General features: G+C 64.3%; 17 protein-coding genes, 2 tRNA genes and 1 pseudogene. 3 read left to right on the top strand and 17 right to left on the bottom strand.

Annotated features, from left to right (window positions below):
* Positions 1-6: 6 nt before the first annotated feature.
* The 8 genes from KY494_RS07235 to KY494_RS07200 all read right to left on the bottom strand — a co-directional run bounded on the left by KY494_RS07235 (position 7) and on the right by KY494_RS07200 (position 13,829).
* Positions 7-1,698, bottom strand: coding sequence for an FAD-dependent oxidoreductase (locus KY494_RS07235; RefSeq protein WP_219890439.1), 1,692 nt, complete (start codon positions 1,696-1,698; stop codon positions 7-9).
* Between the two features lie 19 nt (positions 1,699-1,717).
* On the bottom strand, positions 1,718-3,847 hold the full coding sequence (locus KY494_RS07230; protein ID WP_219890438.1) for a thiamine pyrophosphate-binding protein: 2,130 nt from the start codon (positions 3,845-3,847) through the stop codon (positions 1,718-1,720).
* 48 nt (positions 3,848-3,895) lie between these two features.
* Complete coding sequence (locus tag KY494_RS07225; protein ID WP_219890437.1) at positions 3,896-5,890, bottom strand: lipoxygenase family protein; 1,995 nt, start codon at positions 5,888-5,890, stop codon at positions 3,896-3,898.
* A 38-nt stretch (positions 5,891-5,928) separates the two neighbouring features.
* Entirely contained in the window at positions 5,929-7,722 is a 1,794-nt protein-coding gene (locus KY494_RS07220) for an NAD(P)/FAD-dependent oxidoreductase (RefSeq protein WP_219890436.1), read from the bottom strand.
* A gap of 83 nt (positions 7,723-7,805) precedes the next feature.
* Complete coding sequence (locus KY494_RS07215) at positions 7,806-9,461, bottom strand: hypothetical protein (protein ID WP_219890435.1); 1,656 nt, start codon at positions 9,459-9,461, stop codon at positions 7,806-7,808.
* Between the two features lie 129 nt (positions 9,462-9,590).
* The gene (locus KY494_RS07210; RefSeq protein ID WP_219890434.1) at positions 9,591-10,310 is read right to left on the bottom strand and encodes an aspartate/glutamate racemase family protein; all 720 of its coding nucleotides are present in this window, start codon (positions 10,308-10,310) and stop codon (positions 9,591-9,593) included.
* Positions 10,307-11,512 carry a DUF917 domain-containing protein gene (locus tag KY494_RS07205; RefSeq protein WP_219890433.1) on the bottom strand — a complete coding sequence of 402 codons (1,206 nt, stop codon included), beginning with the start codon at positions 11,510-11,512 and terminating at the stop codon, positions 10,307-10,309. Before KY494_RS07205 ends, KY494_RS07210 begins: the two co-directional genes overlap by 4 nt.
* Positions 11,502-13,829 (bottom strand): sigma-54 dependent transcriptional regulator, encoded by a 2,328-nt coding sequence (locus KY494_RS07200; protein WP_219890432.1) that lies wholly within the window; start codon positions 13,827-13,829, stop codon positions 11,502-11,504. The genes KY494_RS07205 and KY494_RS07200 overlap by 11 nt, the downstream gene beginning before the upstream one ends.
* A gap of 344 nt (positions 13,830-14,173) precedes the next feature.
* Here KY494_RS07200 and KY494_RS07195 point away from each other — a divergent pair.
* A pseudogene (locus KY494_RS07195) lies at positions 14,174-14,311 on the top strand (IS4 family transposase); the annotation flags it as partial.
* 29 nt (positions 14,312-14,340) lie between these two features.
* Here KY494_RS07195 and KY494_RS07190 read toward each other — a convergent pair.
* From KY494_RS07190 to KY494_RS07180, 3 genes are all read right to left on the bottom strand, one after another.
* Entirely contained in the window at positions 14,341-16,842 is a 2,502-nt protein-coding gene (locus KY494_RS07190; RefSeq protein ID WP_219890431.1) for a TonB-dependent receptor, read from the bottom strand.
* A gap of 102 nt (positions 16,843-16,944) precedes the next feature.
* Complete coding sequence (locus KY494_RS07185) at positions 16,945-17,949, bottom strand: FecR domain-containing protein (protein ID WP_219890430.1); 1,005 nt, start codon at positions 17,947-17,949, stop codon at positions 16,945-16,947.
* Position 17,950: 1 nt separating this feature from the next.
* Positions 17,951-18,469 (bottom strand): sigma-70 family RNA polymerase sigma factor, encoded by a 519-nt coding sequence (locus KY494_RS07180; RefSeq protein WP_219890429.1) that lies wholly within the window; start codon positions 18,467-18,469, stop codon positions 17,951-17,953.
* Positions 18,470-18,789: 320 nt separating this feature from the next.
* On the opposite strand from KY494_RS07180, the gene KY494_RS07175 reads away from it, so the two are divergent.
* Positions 18,790-19,350, top strand: a complete 561-nt coding sequence (locus KY494_RS07175) for a hypothetical protein (RefSeq protein WP_219890428.1) — start codon at positions 18,790-18,792, stop codon at positions 19,348-19,350.
* A gap of 77 nt (positions 19,351-19,427) precedes the next feature.
* Here KY494_RS07175 and KY494_RS07170 read toward each other — a convergent pair.
* Together KY494_RS07170 and KY494_RS07165 are read right to left on the bottom strand one after the other, a co-directional pair.
* Positions 19,428-19,504, bottom strand: a tRNA-Met gene (locus KY494_RS07170).
* 114 nt (positions 19,505-19,618) lie between these two features.
* Positions 19,619-20,470, bottom strand: a complete 852-nt coding sequence (locus KY494_RS07165; RefSeq protein WP_219890427.1) for a LysR family transcriptional regulator — start codon at positions 20,468-20,470, stop codon at positions 19,619-19,621.
* A 110-nt stretch (positions 20,471-20,580) separates the two neighbouring features.
* Between KY494_RS07165 and KY494_RS07160 the strand changes: the two genes are divergently transcribed.
* The gene (locus KY494_RS07160) at positions 20,581-20,973 is read left to right on the top strand and encodes a tautomerase family protein (protein WP_141172522.1); all 393 of its coding nucleotides are present in this window, start codon (positions 20,581-20,583) and stop codon (positions 20,971-20,973) included.
* A gap of 59 nt (positions 20,974-21,032) precedes the next feature.
* On the opposite strand, the gene KY494_RS07155 is transcribed toward KY494_RS07160, so the two are convergent.
* The 4 genes from KY494_RS07155 to KY494_RS07140 form a co-directional block, all read right to left on the bottom strand.
* Positions 21,033-21,109, bottom strand: a tRNA-Met gene (locus KY494_RS07155).
* Between the two features lie 56 nt (positions 21,110-21,165).
* Positions 21,166-22,344, bottom strand: a complete 1,179-nt coding sequence (locus KY494_RS07150) for a class I SAM-dependent methyltransferase (RefSeq protein ID WP_219890426.1) — start codon at positions 22,342-22,344, stop codon at positions 21,166-21,168.
* 58 nt (positions 22,345-22,402) lie between these two features.
* On the bottom strand, positions 22,403-23,263 hold the full coding sequence (locus KY494_RS07145) for a hypothetical protein (RefSeq protein WP_219890425.1): 861 nt from the start codon (positions 23,261-23,263) through the stop codon (positions 22,403-22,405).
* A gap of 61 nt (positions 23,264-23,324) precedes the next feature.
* The gene (locus KY494_RS07140) at positions 23,325-23,534 is read right to left on the bottom strand and encodes a hypothetical protein (RefSeq protein ID WP_099759861.1); all 210 of its coding nucleotides are present in this window, start codon (positions 23,532-23,534) and stop codon (positions 23,325-23,327) included.
* Positions 23,535-23,549: the final 15 nt, after the last annotated feature.

Below are 23,549 nucleotides of genomic sequence, written 5' to 3'. Positions count from 1 at the left end.
ATGGATTCAGAGAATGGTCGGCGGTATCGGCGCGTACATCGCCGCATCGGCCTTGGCAGCGACTGTCGGCTCGATCTCCAGCGACGCGCGAATTCCCGATTCGATCGCGCCCTCGATCCATGCGTGGCGCAGCGTGGTCCAGTCGCCGGCGAAGTGCAGATTGCCGACCGGCGGCGCGACGTCCGCTTGCAGCTCGCTGAGCTGGCCCGGCGCAAACATCGCCGCCTCGCCCATCGCCAGCGGACTGTCATCCCAGTTGACCGAGTGGCCGGCGATGAAATGCTTGCGCACGTAGTCGCCGTGCACCTGGGCTACGCCGTCCAGCGCGAACTGGATGCGCTGCTCGTTGTTGAGCGAACCCCAGCCATGCGCCTCGGTCTCCCAGGTATAGCTGGCCAACAGCACGCCGCTGGACTCGCCGAAGCCGTGGCTGGGGTAGTAGATGGTGCGGTTGGCCAGGTCCGTCAACGAGCCGCCGCCCCAGATGTTGTCGCGGGTTTCCCAGAAACGTTCGTCAAAGCTCATCAGAACCTTGCAGGCGGAATCGTAGTACAGCTGGCGTATCATCTTGCGCTTGGCGTGCGGCAGCATGGGGCTGAAATCGACCGTGCGCAGGCAGGGCGTGGGCACGGTCAAGATCACGTGGTCGGCGCTGACGCGCGAAGGGTGGCTGTGCTCCGCCAGCTCCGCGCCCAGGCCGACGACGCCGTCCCATGTGGCGTCGTAAGGTTGAAAGTTGAGCTGCGCGCGATCGCCCTTGTCGGACCATTCCACGCTTTGCAGCCATTGATTGAAGCACACGCGCACGCCGGCGGCCTTGAGCGGCGCGAGCCACGCGCGCACCAGATTGTCGCTGCCGCCGGTGATTTCCCAATACATATTGTCGGAGTTAATCAGCGACATTTCGATCAGGTTCTGCACGAACGACAGCGCGCGCCGGCTCTCCAGGTTTTGCATCACCTCGACGAATTCCACGCCTTCAGCCGACAGCAGCGAGAACTGGCGCAGGAAGCCGTTGATCGAATAGCTGTCGTAGCGCGCGATCGCTTCCGGCCAGTTCTCGCGCGGCGCGGCATTGACGAAGTCCTTGACGAAGTCGGTCACGCTGGCCAGTAGCGTCGGCCCGTTCATGCGCTGCTGTGCCTGCGGCAGATTGCTCAGGTCATAACCGAGCGCCTTGCCCGGATATTCATGCTTCAGATAGTCGCCGGTGCGCAGTTTGATGCCGTTGACGTAGGTCCAGGATTGATACGCCTTGAGCGCCGGCGCGGCGACCACGGCGCCGGACAGCACCGCCAGCTGATCTTGCTCCTTGATGGTGTCGCGCTTGACGTCGACCTGGTAAAAGAAGTTGGTCGGCACCGAGTACTTGCAGATATAGGTGCGCAGCAGGTGGTGAATCTGCAGCGGCAGCCGCATCGCGCCGGCTTCGCCGTACAGATCAGCGCGGCCGAAGTAACGTTCGCCGCGCAGCGTGTGGACGCGCCCGCCGATGCGGCTGCCGGCCTCGAACAGGCTTACCTCATGGCCGGCTTCGGCCAGCAGCTGCGCCGACACCAGACCGGCCATGCCGGCGCCGACGATGGCGATTTTCTGCGGCCGCGTGGTTTTCGGCAGACCGTTTTTAATAATGGACAAGTACTCGGCGATGACAGGATCATCCTGCTCGCCCAGCAAGTCCTGGATGTTTGTGCTCATGGAAAGTGCCTTTCAAAAATCAGACGATGGCGTGATTGGCGGCGGGCGGCGTGCCGTCCAGCTTCCAGCGCGTGTTGCTTGGCAAGTCCTTGCAGACGTTGCGCACCGCCACCAGCGTGAAGGTGGAGTGCGGCGCCAGCGGCGCGCCACCGCCAAAGGTGCAGCCGCCGCTGCCGCCGCTGATGCCCGGCCCATGCGGCTGCGGCCCCGGTGGCGAGCCGGCCTTGATTTTTTCGAGGATGGCCGCCAGTTCCGCATTGGTGCTTGCCTCGTAGCCCACGCCACCGAAACCGCGCGCCAGCGCGGTCCAGTCCCACAAAGCCGTTTGCGGCACCCGGCACAGTGGCGCGAATTTATTGGTCGAGCCGGGCGCGAAGGCGTTGGCGTTGATCAGGAATTGCTCGATGGCAAACACGCCGTTGGCCATGACGAACACCACGTTGTCCAGGCCCAGCTCGGCCAACGTGCCGATGGCGTTGCAGCTTTCGGCAAAAGCGCCATCGCCGGAAACGGAGACCACGCGGCGCTTGCTGCCGGCCGCTTGCAGCGCCAGCTTGACGCCGCAGCTGGCCGCTGGCGAGTAGCCAATCGCGCCCCATGCCAGCTGGGCGATATAGCCGTTTTGCGGCGACTTGATATTGTTCAGGTTGTAGAACGTCAGGCCGGTGTCGGCCAGCACTACCGGCGCGTCGCCGTTTTCGTCGTTGCCGAAGGTGTCCAGATAATCGTGGTGCAGCAGTGACTTGAAACTGTCCCAGGTGATCTGCGCATCGCTGGCAAAGGTGGATGGCAGTGGAATGTCCCACACCGGGCCGACGATGGCGGGGAAGGGCGCCGCCGGCAATTTGCCGTCGGCGTTGAGCAGCGCCTGCTGGACCGGCGCCAGCGACGGATAGTTCTGCACCAGCACCGCCATGACGGTGCCATTCGGCCGGCTGATCACCTCGTTGAGGGTGCTGATGAAACTGCCAAGGGCAACGTCGCCCCAATACAGGCCGCCCGCCACGCCGCCGTTCAGGCGCGCCGCGCCCATGCGCACTTCGATGGCCGCGCTCATCGGCAGCGGTGGCGGCAGGTCCGGGTTGTAATCGGTCCTGGCCAGGCCGGAGAAGTTGAAGTCGGTCTCCTGCACGCCCAGGCTGAGGATCAGGTCGGCGGAGCGCACCAGATCCTGCACGTTCTGCTGCGAGTTCTTGCCGTTGTAGGTGCCGGCGAAATACGGCGCGTCATATTCGCTGAGGACGCTCTTGCCGAGCAGGCTGGACAGATACGGCGCCTTCAGCGTCCTGAGCAGATTGGCGAACGCATCCTGCAAGCCGAAACGCGCCAATTCCACGCCGCCCAATACCACCAGATTTTTTGCCTGGAGCAGCAGCGGCAGCGTCGCCGCCACCGCCTCGCCCAGCGAAATCGGCGTTTGCGGCACGGGCGATTTGAGCAGCGGCGGGCGCGAACCGACGTTGCTTAATTTATACGCCTCCATCTGGTTGGCAATTTCAATGTACACCGGCTTGGAATCGGTGATGCAGGCGGTCAGGGCGGCGTCGATCAGGTCGGCGGCATACGCCGGATTGTCGATGCGCACCGCCATGCGCGTGACTTCGCGCAGCACGCGCAGGTCGGTATACGCACCGTCGAACATGTGGTGCCACAGCACGCCCTGGTCGCGTTGCGAATTGAACTGGGCCGCCGACGGCGAACCGTTAATCAGCACCATGGGCACGTTTTCAACGAAGGCGCCGGCTACCGCCTGCACCGCGTTCAGTGCGCCGACGCCATAGGTGGTGGCCACGCAACCGACAGAGCCGGGAACGGCGCGGCCGCAGCCGTCGGCGGCGTAGGTGGCGCACATCTCGTTGTTCGGGTGGACGCGCACCAGGCCGGCGTTGTCAGGCCCGTCGAGCGTCTCGACCCATTCGCTGATGTAGTCGCCGGGAATGGCCATGACGTGGCGCACGCCGATCTCGGCCAGCCGCTTGTTCAGATAGGTGGCGACGGTGTCGACCTCCTCGCCGGGTGCCGCCGTCGGCGCTTGCAGCAAGCTGGCGCTGGCGCTGGCATTGGCCACTGGCGCGGCCTCAGGCAGCGCTTGCGGAGCGCCGAACTGACGCCGGTATTGTTGCTGAGTCAATAAATAATTGTTAGGCATGGGATTTCCTTGATGATCAAACAGGATTCGGCCGGGCGTGTTGGCCGCTCAGATCTGGATGGCGTTGGTGGTCGCCGCGTTCAGATGCTGTGGCGCTTGCCACGCAACCAGGTTGGCGCTGAGGTAGTAATACGCCAGGCTGTTCGGCACCGGCGTGGCGCCGCGCCAGGAGGCTACGCGGGCTTGCTGGTTGGCGCCGATCACCGACGTCACCGACGCCGGGCCTTGCCAGATCTCGTTCCAGAAAGCGCCGACGGCCGCCTGTTGCGGCGAGCCGGCCGCGTAGGGATAAATCTGCTGCATGTCGGCCCCGCTGGCGGGAGTGACGCCCAGGGTTTCGCTGACCACGCTGGTGCCCGACATCACGAATGAAATCTGCGGTTGAATGGTGTTGTTCTTGTCGCTGACGACTTGTGCCGGATTCGGCAGCGAAGCGAGCACGGTCTGGCGCGAGACGGCGGCGGCGTTGGCCGGCGGCGGTGCCTGCATGGCGAAGGCGCCATTCGGGATGAAGCCCCAGGCGTTGAACATGGTGTTGTTGACGGCGGTGTGCTGCACCGAGCAGGTGAACAGCAGGTTGCTGAACACGCTGTTCAGGCAGGCCACGCTGGGCGTCCAGGTAAAGCGCGTGGCGCCATCGTGGTTGAAGGCCGCTTGCACCGCATTCATCCAGCCGTTCAGGCCGGCGTCGGCGGCCACGGCGGCGTCGTTGGCGTAGGTGGCGTTGACGATGCCGCTGACGAAGTTGTTGACCGCCGTCCACCATCGCTGGCCGTCATCGCGATATGGAAACACCACCTTGGTGATCGGACCGCTGTTCAGGCCGCGCTTGCTGATTTGCGCCGGAAAGGCGTTATCGTCAAAGCGGTAGTTCTGGTACAGGCTGCTGATGACGGAATACAGGCCGACGCGCCCGGTCGGCAGCACATTGTCGCAAAAACTGCCTTTCTGATAAATGGGCGTGTCGCTGATATCGGCCTTCATGCCGATTACGCCGCTGTTGATGTTGAACGATTTTTGCAGATAGGGCTTGGCCAGGATCACCAGCGCATGGTTGGCCGGCAGCACGCCGGTCAGGATCTGGTTCAGCGCTGCCGTGCCGAACAGCATGTCGATGGTGTGGGTGTTGAACAGGTGGGAGCCGCTGAACCACCATTGCTGGTCGGATGAGGCTACCCAGAGTTTGGCCAGCAGCCAGGCGTCGCGCTGCGGGTCGGCCGCGTCGGTCGGCGTGAAGATGTAGGCGCCGCTGTCGGTGGCGCTGATCTGTATCGCCTGCGGCGTGAGTGCGGCGCCGCTGGCGTCGATGGTGAAGAAGCACAGCGGCGCGGCCAGGTGGCTGCCCTTGCGCACCAACTGGCCGGTGACGGCGGCGCCCAGCACCGGCCGGTAGTCGCAGACGAACAATGCGCCGGCGTTCTGGGCGGCGCTCAGGGTCGCTTGCAGGGCGGACAGTTGCGCGCCGTTGCTGGCCGCGCCTGTCCAGGCGGCGATGTCGTAGCTGGCGGCGTCGGCCAGCTTGATCACGTTGGGGTTGGCGCTACCGAGGCGCTGGCGCGCCAGTTCGCCGTCGTCGGCGACCCAGTTGCCGCTCAGCGCAGCCACCTGCTGTTGGGAGAAGAGGCTCGGATCCCACATGCCCTGGGTAAAATACTGCTCGATGATCTGGGCGGTGGTCGTGCCGTTGTACTGCTGGCCCGGCACATGGTTGGCGATGTAGCTCATCGCCGCGGACACTTGCGTCTGACGGTCGAGGGAGTCCTGTTTGTCGGCGGCCGTGGCCTGCCAGTTCTGCGGCACCGTGTTGATGTCGTCTAGCCACGGCGGCAGCACGCCGCCGAAGGTGCCGCTCTGCGGATACTCGCTGCTATCGTAGTTGAGGTCGGCCGAGGTCAGCCCGCTGTAGACAAATTGTGGCGCTATCACGTCGCTGGCGCGCGCGTTCGCCTCGGGCGCGCTCGCGCTCTTGTACAAGCTGCGCAGCGGTGCGCGCAGGCCGGCGGTGTAGGCGCCGGAACCGGCGTAGGATTTGTTGTCGCTCATTGCATGCTCCTGGAAAAAGGCTGAAAAATCAGTTGGGTTCAGACGGATGCCTGGTCGGAAAATACCTCGCGTGCCAAGGCGGCGATGCCCTCGTCGCCGAAATACGGAATCATGGTCGGCAAGACCAGCCCGCCGCCCAGCGCATCGCGCAAGCGGTGCATCAGCTTGCGGTTCAGCAAGCCTTCCTGGAGCGTCAGTTCCCATACGCTGCGGAAGGCCGAATCGTAGGCGCCGGCGATCCAGTAATGCACCATGTCCAGATGCTCGCCGGCGAAGTGGACGTTGCCCACCGGCTGGCGCGCGGCCAGGAACTTGCGCGTGAACTGTCCCGGCGCGAAGAATTCAAAGCCGCCGCCGGCCAGCGGTTCCTGGTTCCAGGTCACCGCCGCGCCATGGCCCAGATACTGTTCGCGCGCCACTTCGCCGTGCAGCGTGACCAGATGGCGCAGGCAGGTATCGAACATCTCTTGTTCCGAGAGGTGGGAAAACTTGTCGGCGTCGTTCTGCCAGCAATAGCTGGCCAGCAGGTAGGCCGGGCCAGGTTCGCCGATGCCGAACGACGGGTAGACCACGCTGCGCACCGGCAGGTCGGTATTGCTCTGGCCGCCCGCCATGTGCGTGCTATAGGGGCCTGTGCTTTCCCAAAAGCGGCTCTTGAAACCGAGCGCGACCTTGACTGCATTGGTCATTTTGAGCGTGCGGATGGCGTCGTACTTGCTGGCTGGCCAGTTGGCCGGCGTGTCGATGAAGCGCAGCGCGCTGAATGGCAACGTCATGATGACGTGATCGAACTCGGCTTCCTGTGCCAGCGCGCCGTCACCATGGCGGTAATGCAGCACCGGCTTGCCGTCGCGCTCTTCCAGGCGGAATACCTTGGCGCCCATCTGCACGCGTTCGGCCGGGATGCGTTTGACCATCTCCTGCGTGACGCGGTCGGTGCCGCCGTCCATGGCCGACCAGTTTTTCTCTTCAAACGAGAAATTATCGAGCAGCATTTCTGTGAACGCCAGGTCATACACGCCGGTGTAGCTGAGCACGGTTTCCATGTAATCGACGATGGCTGCCGGATACGGCCGCTGGCCATCGCCTATCTCTTGAAGATAGCTGCGCCCCGAATAGGTATCGAAACGCAGCATGCGTTCCCAGGCCGCATCGATCTGGCCGTCGTCAAGCAGCTCCATGAAAGGCGCCAGCGCGGCCGTCAGCAGCGCTTGCGCGGGTTTCAAGCGGCCCTGCTTATCCTTGAAGTAAGCGAACTCGCCGCTGTCGAAGGCGGCGTCAAAGCCGAGCAGCGTATTGTCCTTGGCGACCGCGTTGCGCGTCACCGGCGGACGGCCGTTGAAGCACATCAGGTTGCCGGCATCCTGCGCCTGGTTTTGGTCGAAGAGCACATAGGGAATGCGCTCGATCGGCGCGCCGCCCGGCACGCTGTCGGCGGTCGCGTTGAGGTAGTCCCAGAAATTGAACAGGCGGCTCTGCATCCAGGTGTGCGGGAAACGCATCGCGCCCAGCTCGGCGTACTGGTGCGGCTTGTCGTTGAAGTAATGGGTTTTCACCCGGCCGCCCATGCGTTCGCCGGACGCTTCAAAGATGCGGTAGCCGATGCCTAGTTCTTCCAGCAACAACGCGGCGTACATGCCGGCCTGGCCGCCGCCGACGATGCCGACACGCAGCTCGCTTGCTGGCCGCGAGGCCCGGGCGGCGGCCAGCAGATGCTTGTGCGCACCCGCATGGGCCTGCTCCTGCTGCTGGATGTGTTTGTCCATGGCTTCGAATAACTGTTTCCGGTACTGTTTTTTCAACTCCTGGGACTGCGCTTCTGCTGCTGGCATGACGTTCTCCAAGTCCCGGCCGTCGCCGGGATGCTCAATATGGAATTTCCGTCCGTCGGCGGAAATTGGCGCCGGCACCGGTGTCAAACGGTGCCTTGCGCCAGCAAGGATTTGCCGATCGGCCAGGCATGGGCGCGCTGACGCGCGGCGGCGCTGTGGAAGGCGCGCGGACTGACGCCGCGCACCGCGCTGTGCTGGCGCGACAAGGTATACGCGGCTGGGCCGACTGCCTGGCAGGCGGCCCAGCCGGGCGCGGCCATCAGGCCGAAGCATTCGGCGTGCAGCGTTTCCATGGACAGGCCGGTAGCGCCGGCAGCCCAGGCGATGAAATCGGTGTAGGTCGTTTCGCCGTCGTGGATGCGGGCGTCGCCCAGCGCGCGCACATAGCGCAGCAGGCGCCGGATGTAGGTCTCCAGCTGGGCGCACAGCACGCCCTCGGCCTGGGCTTCCGGCGTGGCGCCATACAGGGCCAGGTAGGCCGATTGCACCGGGGTGGGCGCGGCCACGGCCAGCAGCGTGCGGGCGGCGTCCCAGTAGTCGAACTCAAGACAGAAGGCCATGCCTTCGCAGAGGGGTTCGGCCAGCGCCGTGTCCAGGCCGGCCAGCGGCGACGCGGCATCGTCGTCTGGCGCCGGGGCCGGCCGGCCGCGTGCCGCCGCGCAGGCCCACGCGTTGATCATGCTGAGCAGGGACAGGCGCTGTTGCGCCGCCGGGCAGCGCCGGCCGCCGCACCGCGCGCCGGCATCAGGATCACGCGCCAGCAGGTAGCACGCGCCATAGTCTTCGCAAGCGCGCGCCACGCGCGCCGTCCAGTCGCCGCAATCGACTTCGTAATGGATGCAGACGCGCAGCCACACCGCTTGCAGGTCATCGGCGCCGCTGGCGAAGGGCAGGGCGGCGATTTGCCGGGCGACCTTCCGCGCCAGCGGAACCTCCCGCTCCAGCCAGGCTTGCGCCAGCGCGGCGATTTGTTGCGGGCTTTCCTGTATCTGGTAGCGAGATTGCAGGCAGGCCGGAAAACCGGGCGTGCGCTGCGGTCCGGCGATGGCGTCACCGGTCCGCAACAGCGGCCAGTATTCGGCGAAGGCGCCGGAAGCGAGGCCCTCGATCTCGAACAGCATCCGGTACTCGCGCAGCGCGGCGAGGATGGCGTTGACCTTGCCGCCGAACTCAGGCCATGACTGTTGCAACAACAGCAACGCGCCACGCAGCTGGATCGCGGCGTCCAGGCATTCGCGCCGCGTCAGCAGGGAAAAATCGTGCCCCCACCAGCGCAGCGTTTCAAAATTGACGAGGTCGTGCGCCGCATCCAGATACGCATCCATGCAGCACGCCTGCCGGTCATCGGCGAGGAACACGCGGTTCAGGCCGTCGGCGGCGGCGCGCACGCCACCCATGGCGGCGGCGGACGGTCCGGCGCCGCTGGGATGCGGTAAGGCCAGTTGCGATTGGAGCGCGCTGAGCAAGGCGTCGGAGGTAGCGCGCAGCCGGGAGTCGGCCACCTGCGGCAATTGCTGACGCAGCGCATGGATACGGTAGCGCATCTCCTTGACGTTGTGCACGGTCGGTTTGAACAGCGTCGACAGTACAGGCTGCCGGCCGCACAGGTAGCCGGCAACGGGATTGATCTCGGCCCATAGCGTGACGATGGATGCGGTCGTATCGTTCTGTCGTGTGCTTTCCAGGATAACCTCGCTGTCAGATGGGCCAAGGCCTCCGCGACGATGGGGCGGAGACAAGGACATCTACAGCAAGCGGCGTGCCAGGCCAGACTGGCATGCCGTTCAGAGGGGGAGCGCAGGCGGGGCGGAAAACGCGTGGACGGATTCGTCCATTGCGGCGCGCAATGGTGGACGAATCCGGGAAGGCTAGGCGCCGTACTTGCTATAACAGGCGCGGCTTGGACGAATTCCCATGCGCACCAGCGATACCAGGAAGCTGAAGCCGGCCTGATTCGGGTCGATCACCGGTACGTAAAAACCCAGCGCCGCCTGCAGCCGGGCCGTGACCTGGGCAGCCACGCCAACAAAACCGGTGCAGCCAAGCAGGATGGACTGGGCGCCGTCCTGCTGCACCGCCTTGATCGCCGCTTCCAGCGTCCGCTCGACCACCACGTCCAGGTCATGCAGTTCGGCGACCTTGACGTCAATCGAATGGATGGAGGCGAACGAATCGTTCAGGCCGTAGGTCGGCACGTGGCCGCGCTGCATCGCCGGCGTGCTCGGCAGGATGGTGATGATGGAAAAGCGCTCGCTCAGCGCCAGCGCGGTAAAAGCCGAGGTGGGAAACCCGCCGATGATGGGGATGTTGATGGCTTCGCGCGCCGCCTCCACGCCGCACATGTCAAAGTCGCTGAGCCAGATGCCGTCGTAGCCGTCGTTTTCGATCTGGATGGCCGCCTCGACGACCGGATAGCCATTGTGCAGCAAATCGATGCGGCTCTGAATGCAGTCATGCCCGGCTGTCAGGTTGCGTACCGAGACCGTCACATCGGGCGGTATGACAGGCTCCACCGCCTGCAGCAACAGATCGTTGTACAGACTGGTATTGACCGGCGCCAGGATACAGATGCGTAAGCGCTTGCTCATTGCGCGCTCCCTTCTTCAGCCAGCGGCAGATACGGTCCCAGATAACCGAGCTGCGCCACTTGCGCCATAAAGCTGTCCAGAATCAGGCCGCCAGGTTCGCGCAAGGGCGCCGCCGCCGCAATGCCGATTACGCTGAGCGGCCGCCCCTTGAGCTGCGGATTGAGCGTGCCGTCAGCCTGCAACAGATCGCCGTTGGTAAACACCTGCTGTCCCGCGCCATCGGCAAAATAGGCCAGGCTGTCCGGCGCCATGCCGATCGGCAGGCCTTTGCTGCTGTCCCAGGCCAGCAGCGATTCGTTCTGATACACCACCGTGCACTGCGCGCCGTCGGTATCAATGCTGACCTTGCCCACGTCAAAGCCGCCGGCCGTCTCCTCCTTGATGGAGACGATGCGTCCCGGCCCGAACACGACGCGCGCGGCCAGGCCGAACTTCTCTTGCAGGCAGCGGACCAGCGCGGAGGCGTTGTCCAGTTCGCCTTGTCGCAGCAAGCGGCCCAACTGTAATGCACGGCTCAGCGTGCCGCGTATCGGCAGCGCCTGCGCCAGCTCGGACGGCCCCATGATCCACATGGCCAGGCCGCCGAACTGCTTGAACTCCTGCACGGAGACAATCGGCCGCAGCATCTGTTCAATGATGGCCGCGACATCCTGCTGATGCCCGGTGGAGCCATTTTCGTTGCCGCGCGGCGTGACATCGAGTTCCACTTGCAAGCCGTCCTGGCTGACCAGCATGGTCGGCCGCGGATTGATGCCAGCCGCCGCGAACGTCAGCATGGGCAGCGATGGCACGGCGCGGCCGGCGCCGTCAGCGTCGATCACGGCCAGGCCGAAGTGGGCCGCCACCAGACAGGCCACCGTAAAACCAAGCGCACCGCTTTCGGGGGGCACGATATAGGCGAGCTTGCGGCCGTTCTTTTCCAGATGAGCCTTGATCTGTTCCACCGCCCTGACCGGCCCTTCAGGATAGGTGACCTGGTTGATGGCCACCGGCGCGCCCAGGTAAGCGACCATCACGGCCTCGCCTTCGGTCGCCTCTTCCACTGTGACCACGCGGATGCGCTGTTCCGGATAATATGGTCCCGGCACAAAGTTCTGCGCCAGGTGGCGCGCCGACGTCAGCGTGCCGCCGCCGCCGCTGCCAAAAAAACAGCCGCCTTGCAGCAGCGCTTCCAGATCGGATTGCTTCAATTCAAATGCCATGCTGGACCTCCCCAACAGGTGAAACACAGAGATCCCGGTGCTTGAGCTGCTCCATCAGCTGCAATGCGCGCGTCAACGCCGGGTACGGAACGACACTTTGTATATCGGTAATGTTTTTATCGAGCACGGCGATGGCCTGGCCGCGGCGGCCGTCCTGCAACAGCAGTTCAGCAAGATGGGTCGCGGCGCGGATGCGTCCCGGCACCGAGCCCAGCGCCTGAGCGGTCGACAGCGCGTTGCGCAAGCTGTCTTCGGCGCTGTCCAGATCGCCCAGCATGTGCTTGGCCAGGCCGCCCACACACATCAGTTCGCTCAGATAAGCGCGTTCGTGGTGGGACTGGGCGATGTCCAGCGCCTGTTCGATCAGCGCGGCGCTGTCGGCGGCACGGCCCGCGGCCAGCAGCGCATCGGCCCGTTTCCAGGCCTGGAAGGAGTGAAACAGTGCGCCGCCCTGTTCGACGAAACAGGAGGCATAGGCGTCGCGCATGTGCTGCTCGGCCTGCAACGGATTGCCCAGCGCCGCCATGTGGCAGCCGCAGAATATCTCGCCCACGCCCCGGTAGAAGCTGAACTCGTGCTGATGCGCCAGCCGCGCCAGTTCGCTCGACAGCGGACCCAGCGCTGGCATGTCTTCGAACAGGCAGGTCAGCCACGCGGCGCCTTGCAATGCGATGGCCCGGTCAAACGGGCTGGACTCAAATAGGGTGCAGCGCAGGGTCAGCTGTTCGCGCATGTGCTGGGCCCGCGCCAGCGCGCCGGTCTGGAAGGCGGCAAGGCCGGCAAAGGTCATGGCCAGGCCGAACAGATCGATTCCCTGTACGCTGCGGCGTTCGGTAGGCTCGGCATCGAGCAGCTTGCTCAACGTCAGGCAGGCCAGGGTTTCATCGCTGTCGCCCAGCCAGAACAGGGTGTTGGCCAGCGCAAATTGCGCCTCCGCATGAATTGCCGGATGCCCGGTTGTGTGCGCCAGTTTGAGCATGTCCTGCGCGGTGGCGCGCGCGGCGGACAGCTGCATCATCATCAGTTGCACGCTCCAGATGCCGAACATCAGCGAGTTCAGCTCGACCGAATCGACCACGCCCTGGCCGGCCCGTAGCGCCGACTCATGCTCGGCCTGTGCCTGCGGGCTGTGCCAGCCGTAAATGCCGCGATAGGACACGGCCAGCATGCGGTGCAGTTCAAACCGCAGCTTGCGGCTGGCCTCGGGCGCGCCGCCGCTTTCCAGCAAGGTCAGGCCGCGGCGCAGCGTGGCGGTCGCCTCCCGGAACTCGCCCCGCTCCAACATGCGCCTGCCGGCCAGCAGGCATTCATCGACACCTGTACGGCTTCTGTCGCGCGCCAGCAGGCGCCGTTCGATGACCTTGCGGTTCACGCCCAGCATGGTGGCGGCGGCCGTCTTGCTACCGCCGCTCAGGCTAAGCGCGCGGTCGATCAGCAAGCGTTCAAGCAGCGCCATCTTGTCTGGTGCGGCCAGGTACAGGACGGCGTCGATCAATGCCTCGGGCGGCAATGTCGGGGCAGTGGCGGGTCCGAGAAACGCCTCGAGGATGTCCAGGCTGATCTCGCTTTCGTCGCTGAGCACGGCGATGCGGCTGACCAGATTGCGCAGTTCGCGCACGTTGCCGGGCCAGGATCGCAGCTTCAGCCGTTCCAGTGCCTCGACACTGAAGCGTGGCGGTGTCAGCTCGCGTATCGCAAAATGGCGCACCAGCGCCGGAATGTCTTCCTTGCGTTGATCCAGGCCGGGCACTTCGATGGTGAACACCGCCAGGCGATAGTACAAGTCCTCCCGGAACCGGCCACTGTTGACCATGGCTTCAAGATTGCGGTGCGTGGCCGCCACGATGCGGCCGGTGAACGGGCGCTGTTCTTGTGCGCCCAGAGGCCGGAAAGTTCGCGTTTCGAGCACACGCAACAGCTTGGCCTGCAGCGCCAGTGGGAATTCGCCTATTTCGTCGAGAAACAAGGTGCCCTGCGCCGCCATTTCGAAGTATCCGGGCCGGTCCGCGGCGGCCCCGGTAAATGCCCCGCGGGTGTAGCCGAACAGTTCGGATTCCACCAATTGCTCGGGAATGGCGCCGCAATTGACGTCGACAAAGCGCGCCCCGGTGTGGCGACCGCTTTGATGTACCAGCTGTGCAACGACTTCCTTGCCGGCTCCGGTAGGGCCGGTGATGAGCAGGGTATGGTCGGTCGGGGCTATGCGGGCAATCAGTTGCAGAACTTTCTGGAAGGCGGCCGAATTCCCGATTGCGCGAGTGGACGGCTCGGCAATGGGCACGACGGAGAATCGCCCAGGTTCCGGGTGCGCAGTCATGATGGCTGCGGGAGAAGATTATTGGCTAAGGCATTTGCAATCCAAAGAATCATAAAAGTTGTATAAATATTTATAATTAAATAATCGTGTGGGCATATTGGAAGCTAAAGTTACATTAATGTTTTCAAAAAAGACTCATCAATTGTCACAGTTTTAGTGTTGTTGTTATCTTGCTACGCATTCATGCGGGTCTTGATGCGATTGCAGGCTTGCAGTCAAGAATATTCAATATAGTTGGGAAAGTTTGGGCGCGCGATGGCCGCCGGCATCGGAGGGGGAGTCCGAAGTTAGGGAGATAAGCTGTTCGTTTGCCCGCATATACACAAGTCCGCTCCAGCCAGGGATTGTGCTTGCAAGATACTACCGAACTGGATTTCAACGGACAGCAGGCATTCGGCTTGGGGCCGTTAAGCTATGCAGCCCAGCGCGGGATGTGCCTGCACCCGACCTACGTGGTGCCGCCAGATCGCCAACCGCCGGGCAACGTCAGAGTTGTGTATGACGAGGTGCTTTAGAATTGATACCGCACGCTCAACGCCACCTTGCGCGCCGGGCCATGCATGCCCGAGTACCACCAGTCCGACACGGAAGCCGTGTACTGCTTGTCGAACAGGTTGGCCACGTTGACGGTGGCAGAGAGCTTGTCGTTGACGTCGTAGCGCGCCATCAGGCTGGCCACCGAGTATGCCTTCTGTTCCCAGTGCAGGGTACTCTTGATCTGCCATGCCTCGATGTCGGAATACACGCGGCTTTGCCAGTTCATGCCGCCGCCCACCGTCAGGCGATGCAGCTCGCCGGGCAGCCGATAAGTGCTCCACAGCTTCACCAGGTGGCGCGGGAAGGTGGTCTGGATCGCCTTGCCGGCATTGTTTTCCGTCTGGCTGTACGACCACGAGGCCGACACATTCCAGCTTGGCGTGAGGGAGCCCGTCGCTTCCAGGTCGAGGCCCTTGGTATCGGCGCCCTTGATGGTGCGGAACGCCGGATCGTTGGAGCCGGGCAGGGTGTGGCCCGGATCCGTTTCAGCCAGGTTTTTCTGGCGGATCAGATACAGCGCGGCGGACGTGTTCAGGCGGCCATCGAACCAGCCGCTCTTGATGCCCGCCTCATAGGTCTTGCCTTCGCGCGGCGCCAGCAGCTTGCCGTAGCGGTCTTGCGAGGCTTGCGGCTGGTAGATGGTGGAGTAGCTGGCGTAGGCGCTGTGCGTGGCGTCGATGTCGTAGACCAGGCCGCCGTACGGCGTGAAGACGCTGCTGTCCGAGGCTGGCGAGGCGCTGAAAAATTGCGCGGCAGGCGCGTCCGCGATGTAATTCTCGCTGTAGCGCAGCACCTTGGCGCCGGCGATCAGTTTCAGGCGCTCGGAGAGGTTGAAGCGGCTGGCCGCGTAGGCGCTGGCCTGGCGGCGCGTGCTGTCGTAGGTGACGAAGGTATCGCCAAACACGGGCGTTGCCATGCGATTCCAGCGGTACAGGTTGACGGGCTGGCCCTGGATGTGCGTGTCGCGGCGGCCATCCGTCGTGCTTTGAAATTCGTTGTAGTCCATGCCCAGCACCAGTTCGTGCTGGCGGCCGAATGCGTTGAACGGTCCGCGCACGTTGACGTCCACGCTGTTGACCTGGAGCTGGTAATCGCGGTAGTCGGCGCTCATGCGCAGGCCATCGCCCGTGGCCTGATCGGCAAAGGCGCTACTCACGTTGATGAACACGGAGCGCTCTTCCTGCGACGACTGCACGCGGCTGGCCGAGATTTTCAGCTTCCAGTCGTTTGCCAGCGCGTGTTCCAGGGTGGCGAAAAGGTCGGTCGAATTGCTGCCGAAGCGATTCGACGCGGCCGCCGGGCTGAAGGAGCGGGGCAGGTCCGTCATTGCGCCATTGCTGTAGAACAGGGGAAAGCCCAGGTAGGACAGCGAACCTTTCGAGCGCTTGCGCTGGTGCGTGATGCCGGCCGTCAGCTTCGTGTCGCGTGACAGGTCCGCCTCGATCACGCCATACACGACTTTTTTGTCGTGGCTGTAGTCCTTGATGATGCTGTCGGTTTCTTCATACACAGTCACCAGGCGGCCGCGCAGGCTGCCCGCCTCGTTCAGCGGGCCGGCTACGTCGGCCACGCCGCGCCGTTCATTGCGGGAAGCCAGTTCGCCCTCGACGGAGGCCTGGAACTGCGCCGTCGGCTTCTTGCGCACCATGTTGATGGCGCCCGAGGCATCACCCGCGCCCGTCATCAGGCCCGAGGCGCCGCGCAGCACTTCGATGCGGTCGTACAGCGCCATGTCGGCCAGGCTTTGCGACGGTATCGCATTGAGGCCCAGGTTTTCCGAATGCGTGCTGACGCCATCGAGCTGGTAGTTGGTAATCGCATAGCCGCGCGAAGTAAAGCCGGAGCGTTCGCTGCCCAGCGAGAACAGGGTGATGCCCGGCGTTTGCGCCATGACCTGCGCGATGGTGTTCAGGCCCTGGTCCTGCATGCGCTGCTGCGTGATGACGCTGACCGACTGCGGCGTTTCCCGGATCGACAGACCCAGCGGCGTGGCCGTGGAAACCGGCAGGGTGGAGACATACGCGCCCGTGCCTTCGGTGGCATCCTGCTGCGCCTTGACCGACACTTCCGGCATCATGGCGATGGCATCCGCGCCGGATTCCACCTGGGCCTGGGCCGGACGCAGCACATAGCTGCCGTTGGCGCTGCGCTCGGCCTTCAGGCCCGTGCCGCGCAGCACGCCGTTCAGGGCGGCCAGCACGTCGTGGCGGCCCGTGAGGCCCGCCGAGGTCTTGCCGCGCGTCTGTTCCGGCGTGAAGCTGAGGATGACCCGGGACTGGCTGGCGACCTGGCGCAGCGCCGCCGCCAGGTCGCCGGCCGGCACCTGGAAGTCGAGGCTGGCCGCTGGCACCGCGGCGCTTTCCTGCGCCAGGGCTGGCGCCTGGGCGTTCAGCAACAGGGCCGAACCGATGCAGATGAGCTGGATAGCGTACGCCATGCGCTTGATGCGCGGCTTGGAATGAATGGCAGGAGACATGGTTACCTTGTGGTGTAGTCGTCAAAAAGAACGTTGCCTACACAGGTCACGCGAGAAACGAAATCGGGTAAGGTTTTTTTGCGGTGGACTCACAATAAATGTTTAATGCTGCCTGCGCGCTTCCACCTGCACCCAGTAGCGCGTGCGCAGGCGCACATCGACGGGCAGGGAGTCGGGCAGCGACAGCAGCACCGCGTCCAGGTCGGCCAGCGGGAAGACGCCGGAGATGCGCAGGCCGGCGACGGCGTCGTCGCAGCCCAGCAAGCCGTGGCGGTAGCGGCTCAATTCATGCAGGAAGTCGCGCAGCGGCATCGCGTCGGCCAGCAGCAAGCCCTGGCGCCAGGCCCAGATGTCGGGCGAGACGGCGTGCGCGGGCAAGAGCTGCCGCGCCGTCATGCCGCCGCCCTGGCCCGCATGGATCACGCGGTTGCCGTCGCCATGGCGCGGCATCAGCCGCACGGCGCCTTCCTCGACGGCGACCACGGTGCTGCCCTCGGCCTGGCGCACCGAGTAGCGCGTGCCCAGCGCCTGTGCGTAGCCATGCGCGGTTTCGACGAGGAAGGGGCGGTAGGGCCGGCCTGTTTCGCGGGCGGTGGCGATGAATGCCTCCCCTTGCACCAGTTGCAGCAGCCGTTGCGTGCCGCTGAAGCGGATGTTCACGGCGCTGCCGCTGTTCAGGTGCAGACGGCTGCCGTCGGGCAGGCTCAGCTCGCGGCGCTCGCCCACGCCGGTCGACAGGTCGGCCAGCGCGGCGCGGGCCATGTCGGGCGCATATTCCGAGCGCGCGCCGAACCAGCCCGTGAGGCCGATGCTCGATACCCACGCCAGCAGTTGCAGGCTGTTGCGGCGCGAGATCGGCGAGGCAGGATGCCGTGCCAGCGCCGTGCGGCACGCCTGCGCATCGAGTTCGCGCAAGCCGCCGCTGGCGCTTTCGATGTGTTTCCACGCCCGTTCATGGTCGGGGTGCGCCTGGCGCCACTCTTGCCAGGCCGATTTTTCCGCCGGGGTCGTTTCGCCGCTCATCAGGGTGGCCAGCCATTCGGCTGCCTGCATGGCGATGGCCAGGTCGATGGGCTGGCCCAGTGCATGGACGGTGGCGGTGCGCATGTCAGGACGCGGCAAAATCGGGCACGGCAAAAAAGCACAGCAGATTGGCCTTGCTCAGGTATTTTTTGACGGAATGCGTGGTGGTGTCCAGTTCGGCGGCGATCTCGGCATAGCTCATGCCGTCCAGGTGGGCCAGCAGGAAGGCGGCCCTGGCCTTGGTGGAGAGCTGGTCCAGCGCGCGGTCGATCAGTTGCAGCGATTCGAGCAGGATGGACATCGCTTCGGGCGAGGGCGTGCAGGCTTGCGGCTGATGCAGCAGGGCGTCGAGGTAGGCCCGTTCCAGTTCTTCGCGCCGGCAGTGATTGGCCAGCAGGCGCCTGGCGATGGTGGCCAGGAAGGGGCGCGGCTGCGCGATCCCGGCACTGCCGCGGGCAAGGAAAATCTTGAGGAAGGTATCCTGCGCCAGGTCGCCCGCCAGCCCCGTGTCGTACAGGCGACGCTTCAGCCAGTGCAGCAGCCAGGAATGGTGCTCGGCATACAGGGCCTGGAAGTCGGACGGCGGGGACGGGGCGGACGGCATGCGGACAGGGCACCTCAATCTAAATGAGAATTGTTCTCATAATAGCGCAGCGGCGCACGCCAGGCAATCAGGAAAACGCGGCGTTGCTGAAATGCGACTGTGCGCGCGGGCCGCACGCGGTGGTGGCTTTGCGCCTGCGCACGGCAGATGTAAAAGTTTCCTTGGCGCAAGCTTTCATGTGAGAAAATGCGGCTTGTCGATGTGGTGCGGAGCGCAAAATGATGTGGATGGTTGGCGGTGTCCTGGTTCTTTTGGTCGCCAGATTTTTATGGTTGGCCTTTTTTCATCGGGTCAATGCGATGTCGCGCCAGGCGGAACTGATGAACTGGCTCGACATCGGCCGCGTGTCGAATGCCGATGGCGGCAAGGATATTTTGTTGGCGAGAAATGAGCGCGGCGCCCGGATCGACTGGCGCACGGGCGAGGTCTGGTTGATGAATCCCAAGGTGGAGGAGCCGTTTGCCGACTTTCTCGCCGTCGAGCGCTGGCTGACGTTGCGTGACATGCCGATGGTGGACAAGCCGGCGCATGCCGCTCCCGCGCCAGCGGAGCCGGAACCGGCGTCTGAGCCCGGCCCCGTGCGCGACACCTTGCCGGCCTTCCAGCAAAAAGTCGATGCTTGCCTGGCCAAGGCGGAAGGTGGCCAGGAATTGTTGGAAACCAAGCAGGCTTTCGAGGCGGGCAGCGAGCCTTACCTCGAGGCGTCGACGGAATTGAGCAAGACCGCGCTGGAACTCGAAGTGTCGCCGGCCATGGTGGCCACGTTTCATATCAGCGCCTTTGCCGCCCTGGCTGAAACGGCGGGCACCGACAAGCTGGAACGGGTGGCGGCCAGCCTGCACGCGGCGGCCAGGCAGATCCGGGCCAGCGTCACCGCGTAAAAGTATTGACAGTATTGACCCGGCCTGGAATGAAAAAACCGCTGCATCCCTTGCAGGAGTCAGCGGTTTTTATGTATTGGTTGCGGGGACAGGATTTGAACCTGTGACCTTCGGGTTATGAGCCCGACGAGCTGCCAGACTGCTCCACCCCGCAGGCAAATTATAGCGGGGTTTGCTGCAATGCGCAATGGCCAGGGGCATTGCGCAGAAAAGGGGGGCAAGGCAGCGGCACGGCCGCGCCATTGCGGCGCAGGCATCGTCGTGTGATTCATGCCGCCGTCGAGCGGATGGCGGCGGCCAGGCGGCGCAGCGAGTCTCGCGTCTGTGGATCGGAGGCATTGGAATACAGCAGCACGTCCAGCGTGGGCAGGGCCGGTAGTCCGAACTTTGGCCCCGCATCCATCGTTCCCGCGGGTGCCACCCGGCACCCCAGCGCCGCAATGGCGAAACCTGCCGCAATGGCGGCGCCGATGGTGGCGATGCCGCCGCCGACGAAAACCTCGGTCCACGCGATGCCGTGCTCCTTGAGCGCGGCGAGTGCAATGCTTCTTACCCGGCAAGACTCGGATTGCGCCGCGAGACGCAGGGGCTCGTCCGGGTGGTATGCGAAGCCGGGGGCGGCCATCCAGCCAAAGCGTTCTTCGAGTATCACGTCGCCACCTTTGCGCAGATGGTCATGCCCCAGCACGATGGCGGCATCGAGCGTGCCGCGATCAAAGCAGGCGAGCACTTCGTGCGATGCGGCGATGCGTAATTCCAGCACCAGATCCGGCTCGGCGTCGTGCATCTGTTTCAGCAACAGTGGCAGTTCCGCGCCGACGATGTGGTGGCTGATGCCGATCACCAGCCGCCGCTTGCCGACGCTGAACGCGGCAAGGGCGCCTTGATGGGCGGCTACCAGCTTGCGCGCTGCGACCATGAACTGGTGTCCGTCCGCAGACAGGCCCACCAGGCGCGGCGTACGCTCCAGCAAATGCCGGCCGAGCATCTTTTCCAGTCGCTTGATCTTCAGGCTGACGGCCGACTGGGTGGTGTCGAGCGCCTCGGCCGCGCGCGTGAAGCTCTTCAGTTCCGCTGCCAGAACGAAGGCTTGCACGGCCTCGATATCGAGCGTCTTCACGGATAATCATTTAAAAAACGAATCATTGAAATATGGTGCCATGTGTTTTCAATATGGTCAATAGCGCCTATCGTTAGCTATCTCAATCAACCATCAGGAAGGAGTCACGCATGCCGATGACACGCGTATCCCTGCGGCGGGGCAAGCCCGCCGCCTATCGCCAGGCCATACTCGATGGCCTGTATCTGGCCATGCGCGAAACGTTTGACGTGCCGGACGATGACCGCTTCATGACGATCAGCGAGCACGACGAAGACGATTTCAGCTACGGCAAGTCGTATCTTGGCATCGCGCGCAGCGACGATCTCGTCATGATCCAGATCACGGTCAGCAAGACCCGGACGATAGCGCAGAAAAAGGCGCTCTATGCCCGGATTGCCGAGCGCCTGTCCAGCAGTCCCGGCCTGCGTCCCGAGGACATTTTTATCAACCTCGTCGAGGTGGCGCCTGAAAACTGGTCGTTCGGCCATGGCATCGCCCACTACGCGCCGCGCGACGCATAAGCGATGCAGATATGAAAAAACCGCTGCATCCCTTGCAGGAGTCAGCGGTTTTTATGTATTGGTTGCGGGGACAGGATTTGAACCTGTGACCTTCGGGTTATGAGCCCGACGAGCTGCCAGACTGCTCCACCCCGCAGCCGAATTATAGCCGGGTTTGCTGCAATGCGCAATGGCCTGGTTTCAGACCCTCGATTATGCCGCCGCCAGGCGCCACAGCGACGTGACTTCCTTCGAGCGGGCCGCGTGCAGGCTGTCCGTGGCGTCCTGCGCGCGCGGGTGCGTGGGTTTCACGTCCAGGCGGTCGACGACCTTCAAGCCTGCCTGCGCTATCCATTCGAGCAATTGCGCGCGCGGCCGCAGGCCCAGGTGCTCGGCCAGGTCCGACAGGATCAGCCAGCCTTCGCCGTTGGCTTCCAGGTGAGCGGCCAGGCCGGCGAGGAAACCGCGCAGCATGCGGCTGTCCGGATCGTAGACGGCGTATTCGATCGGCGAGCTGGGGCGCGCGGGCAGCCATGGCGGATTGCATACGATCAGCGGCGCGCGGCCGGCGGGGAACAGGTCGGCCTGCACCACATCGACCTTATCGAGCAAATCGAGGCGCGCCAGGTTTTCGCGCGCGCAGGACAGGGCGCGCGGGTCCTGGTCGGTGGCGACGATGCGTTGGATGCCGCGCTGCGCCAGCACGGCGGCCAGCACGCCCGTGCCGGTGCCGATGTCGAAGGCCAGACTGGCGCGCGCGGGCAGTGGCGCGTCCGCCACCAGGCCCACGTATTCGCCGCGAATCGGCGCGAACACGCCGTAATGCGGGTGGATGCGCTGGCCCAGGGCCGGCAGTTCCACGCCCGTGCGGCGCCATTCGTGCGCGCCAATCAGGCCCAGCAGCTCGCGCAGCGAGGCGACGAACGCTTCTTCGCCACGGCCATACGCTTCATTGCACGCCAGTTTCACGTCCGGCGCGCGGCGCAGCGGGATCGTGTAGTCGGCGTCAAAAGGCAGCAACAGCATGGCCAGGGTGCGGGCGCGCTGCGACTGCGCCTGGCGGTGCAAGTGAAACGCTTCCGTGGCCGATGGTTCCGGTTGCGCCAGTTTGGCGGCCTTGGCCTTTTTGCTCGGTTTGTCGTTCTTGTGGTCGGCGCGCCGCGCCAGCGCCTGCAGCAGCTGGCGCGCGTTCTGGAAGTCGCCGCGCCACAGCATGGCCGTGCCTTCGCAGGCCAGGCGGTAAGCCTGGTCGGCCGTCGTGCGGTCATCGGCGATGACGACGCGCTTGGGCGGCGGCATGCCGCTTTCCGAGCGCCAGCGGGCCGAATGCTCGGCGCCGTTTTCGCTCCAGTGGATCTGCGGATGAACGGTAGGGGAAGAAGTGTCGGACATGGGATTCAATCGATAGAAGGGGGCGCGCGGCATGGTCGCCTGCGCAGGCCGTCTTCCATTATACGTCGCTGGCCGTGCCGTTAGCAGTGTCCGTGCCATAGGCGAGTGCCAGCGCGCGGGCGCGCGCCTGCTCTTCCGGCGTGGTTTCCACGGCTTTCTTGTCGGCTTTGACCGCCGCGTCCGGCTGCACCAGCTTGAGCAAGCGCAAGCTCAGGCTGCCTGCCAGGTCGCCATCCTTGCCGCTGGCGCTGGCGCCATCGGCGTTGCTGTTGACGTTGTTATTAAAAATGTTGCTTTGCAATTGCTGGCCCAGCAGCTTGAACAGGTCGCGCAGATTGCCGGCAAAAGTCGTGGCGGGCAACTCTTTGGCGGGCAGGGCGGCGTCATCGGGTGGCGGAACTTCCTGCGCATCATCTTGCGTTTGCACCAATGCGCCCGCGCTGATGTTCGATTGATATTGCACTTCCAGTTCGAAGTCGAAGGTCTGGCCATCGGCCGTGGTGATCTTGCCCTTGCCGATGAAATGCGCGTTTTCATCGAGGCTGAAGGCGGCGGCGGCGCGGCTGCTGCCGGCGCCCGAAACGCTGGCACTGCCGCTGCTGAAGCTGGAACCGGCTTGCAGGTCGACCGAATCAAAGGCGATCGTGGCGCCGTCGCCGAACAGCTGGCGCGTCATGTTGCCAAGAAAATCTTGCGCCACATCGACGGTGGCGTTGCCCAGCGCATCGGTCCGTTGCGACAGTCCCTTGGCCGACAGGTCCAGGCCGTTTTTTGACAGGGCCACCACGTCTTGCGCCGTGCGCTGCATCAGGGGCGAAGCGGCCAGGCCCATGGCGCCGCTTCCTGTGCGGGACGGCTGCTGGCCAGCCAGCGTATTCGCGGCGGGTTGACGACTGGCAAGGGCGGGAAGCTGGGACATGGCGGTTTCTCAGTGAGCGAAGTACCGTTATTAACGGCGTTCTACGCCCATTCTTTAACCATTAGTGGTGGTGCGCCCAGTTACCATCCGCCGACTCCAGGTAAGACTTGACGGCATCGGCCTGGCCCGTGGCGTGGCGCTTGAGTTCGCCGCATGCGCAAATGCCCTGATATGGCTGGATATGCGAGCAGGCAGAGACTTTTTGCAGGTAGACCTGCATGGATTTGTGACATTTTACGCACTTGAAGGTGAGGCTGCGGGCGGCTTTCATGGGTTTCCTTGAATT

The sequence above is a fragment of the Janthinobacterium sp. PAMC25594 genome (assembly GCF_019443505.1).
Taxonomy (GTDB): Bacteria; Pseudomonadota; Gammaproteobacteria; order Burkholderiales; family Burkholderiaceae_D; genus Janthinobacterium.
Note: the sequence above shows the minus strand (reverse complement) of the source record. Positions and strands in the feature narration are given on the sequence as shown.

Coding starts and splice junctions, on each gene's coding strand:
- KY494_RS07235 (WP_219890439.1), bottom strand. CDS start 1,698: ATGAGCACAAACATCCAGGACTTGCTGGGCGAGCAGGATGATCCTGTC.
- KY494_RS07230 (WP_219890438.1), bottom strand. CDS start 3,847: ATGCCTAACAATTATTTATTGACTCAGCAACAATACCGGCGTCAGTTC.
- KY494_RS07225 (WP_219890437.1), bottom strand. CDS start 5,890: ATGAGCGACAACAAATCCTACGCCGGTTCCGGCGCCTACACCGCCGGC.
- KY494_RS07220 (WP_219890436.1), bottom strand. CDS start 7,722: ATGCCAGCAGCAGAAGCGCAGTCCCAGGAGTTGAAAAAACAGTACCGG.
- KY494_RS07210 (WP_219890434.1), bottom strand. CDS start 10,310: ATGAGCAAGCGCTTACGCATCTGTATCCTGGCGCCGGTCAATACCAGT.
- KY494_RS07205 (WP_219890433.1), bottom strand. CDS start 11,512: ATGGCATTTGAATTGAAGCAATCCGATCTGGAAGCGCTGCTGCAAGGC.
- KY494_RS07200 (WP_219890432.1), bottom strand. CDS start 13,829: ATGACTGCGCACCCGGAACCTGGGCGATTCTCCGTCGTGCCCATTGCC.
- KY494_RS07190 (WP_219890431.1), bottom strand. CDS start 16,842: ATGTCTCCTGCCATTCATTCCAAGCCGCGCATCAAGCGCATGGCGTAC.
- KY494_RS07185 (WP_219890430.1), bottom strand. CDS start 17,949: ATGCGCACCGCCACCGTCCATGCACTGGGCCAGCCCATCGACCTGGCC.
- KY494_RS07180 (WP_219890429.1), bottom strand. CDS start 18,469: ATGCCGTCCGCCCCGTCCCCGCCGTCCGACTTCCAGGCCCTGTATGCC.
- KY494_RS07175 (WP_219890428.1), top strand. CDS start 18,790: ATGAACTGGCTCGACATCGGCCGCGTGTCGAATGCCGATGGCGGCAAG.
- KY494_RS07160 (WP_141172522.1), top strand. CDS start 20,581: ATGCCGATGACACGCGTATCCCTGCGGCGGGGCAAGCCCGCCGCCTAT.
- KY494_RS07150 (WP_219890426.1), bottom strand. CDS start 22,344: ATGTCCGACACTTCTTCCCCTACCGTTCATCCGCAGATCCACTGGAGC.
- KY494_RS07145 (WP_219890425.1), bottom strand. CDS start 23,263: ATGTCCCAGCTTCCCGCCCTTGCCAGTCGTCAACCCGCCGCGAATACG.
- KY494_RS07140 (WP_099759861.1), bottom strand. CDS start 23,534: ATGAAAGCCGCCCGCAGCCTCACCTTCAAGTGCGTAAAATGTCACAAA.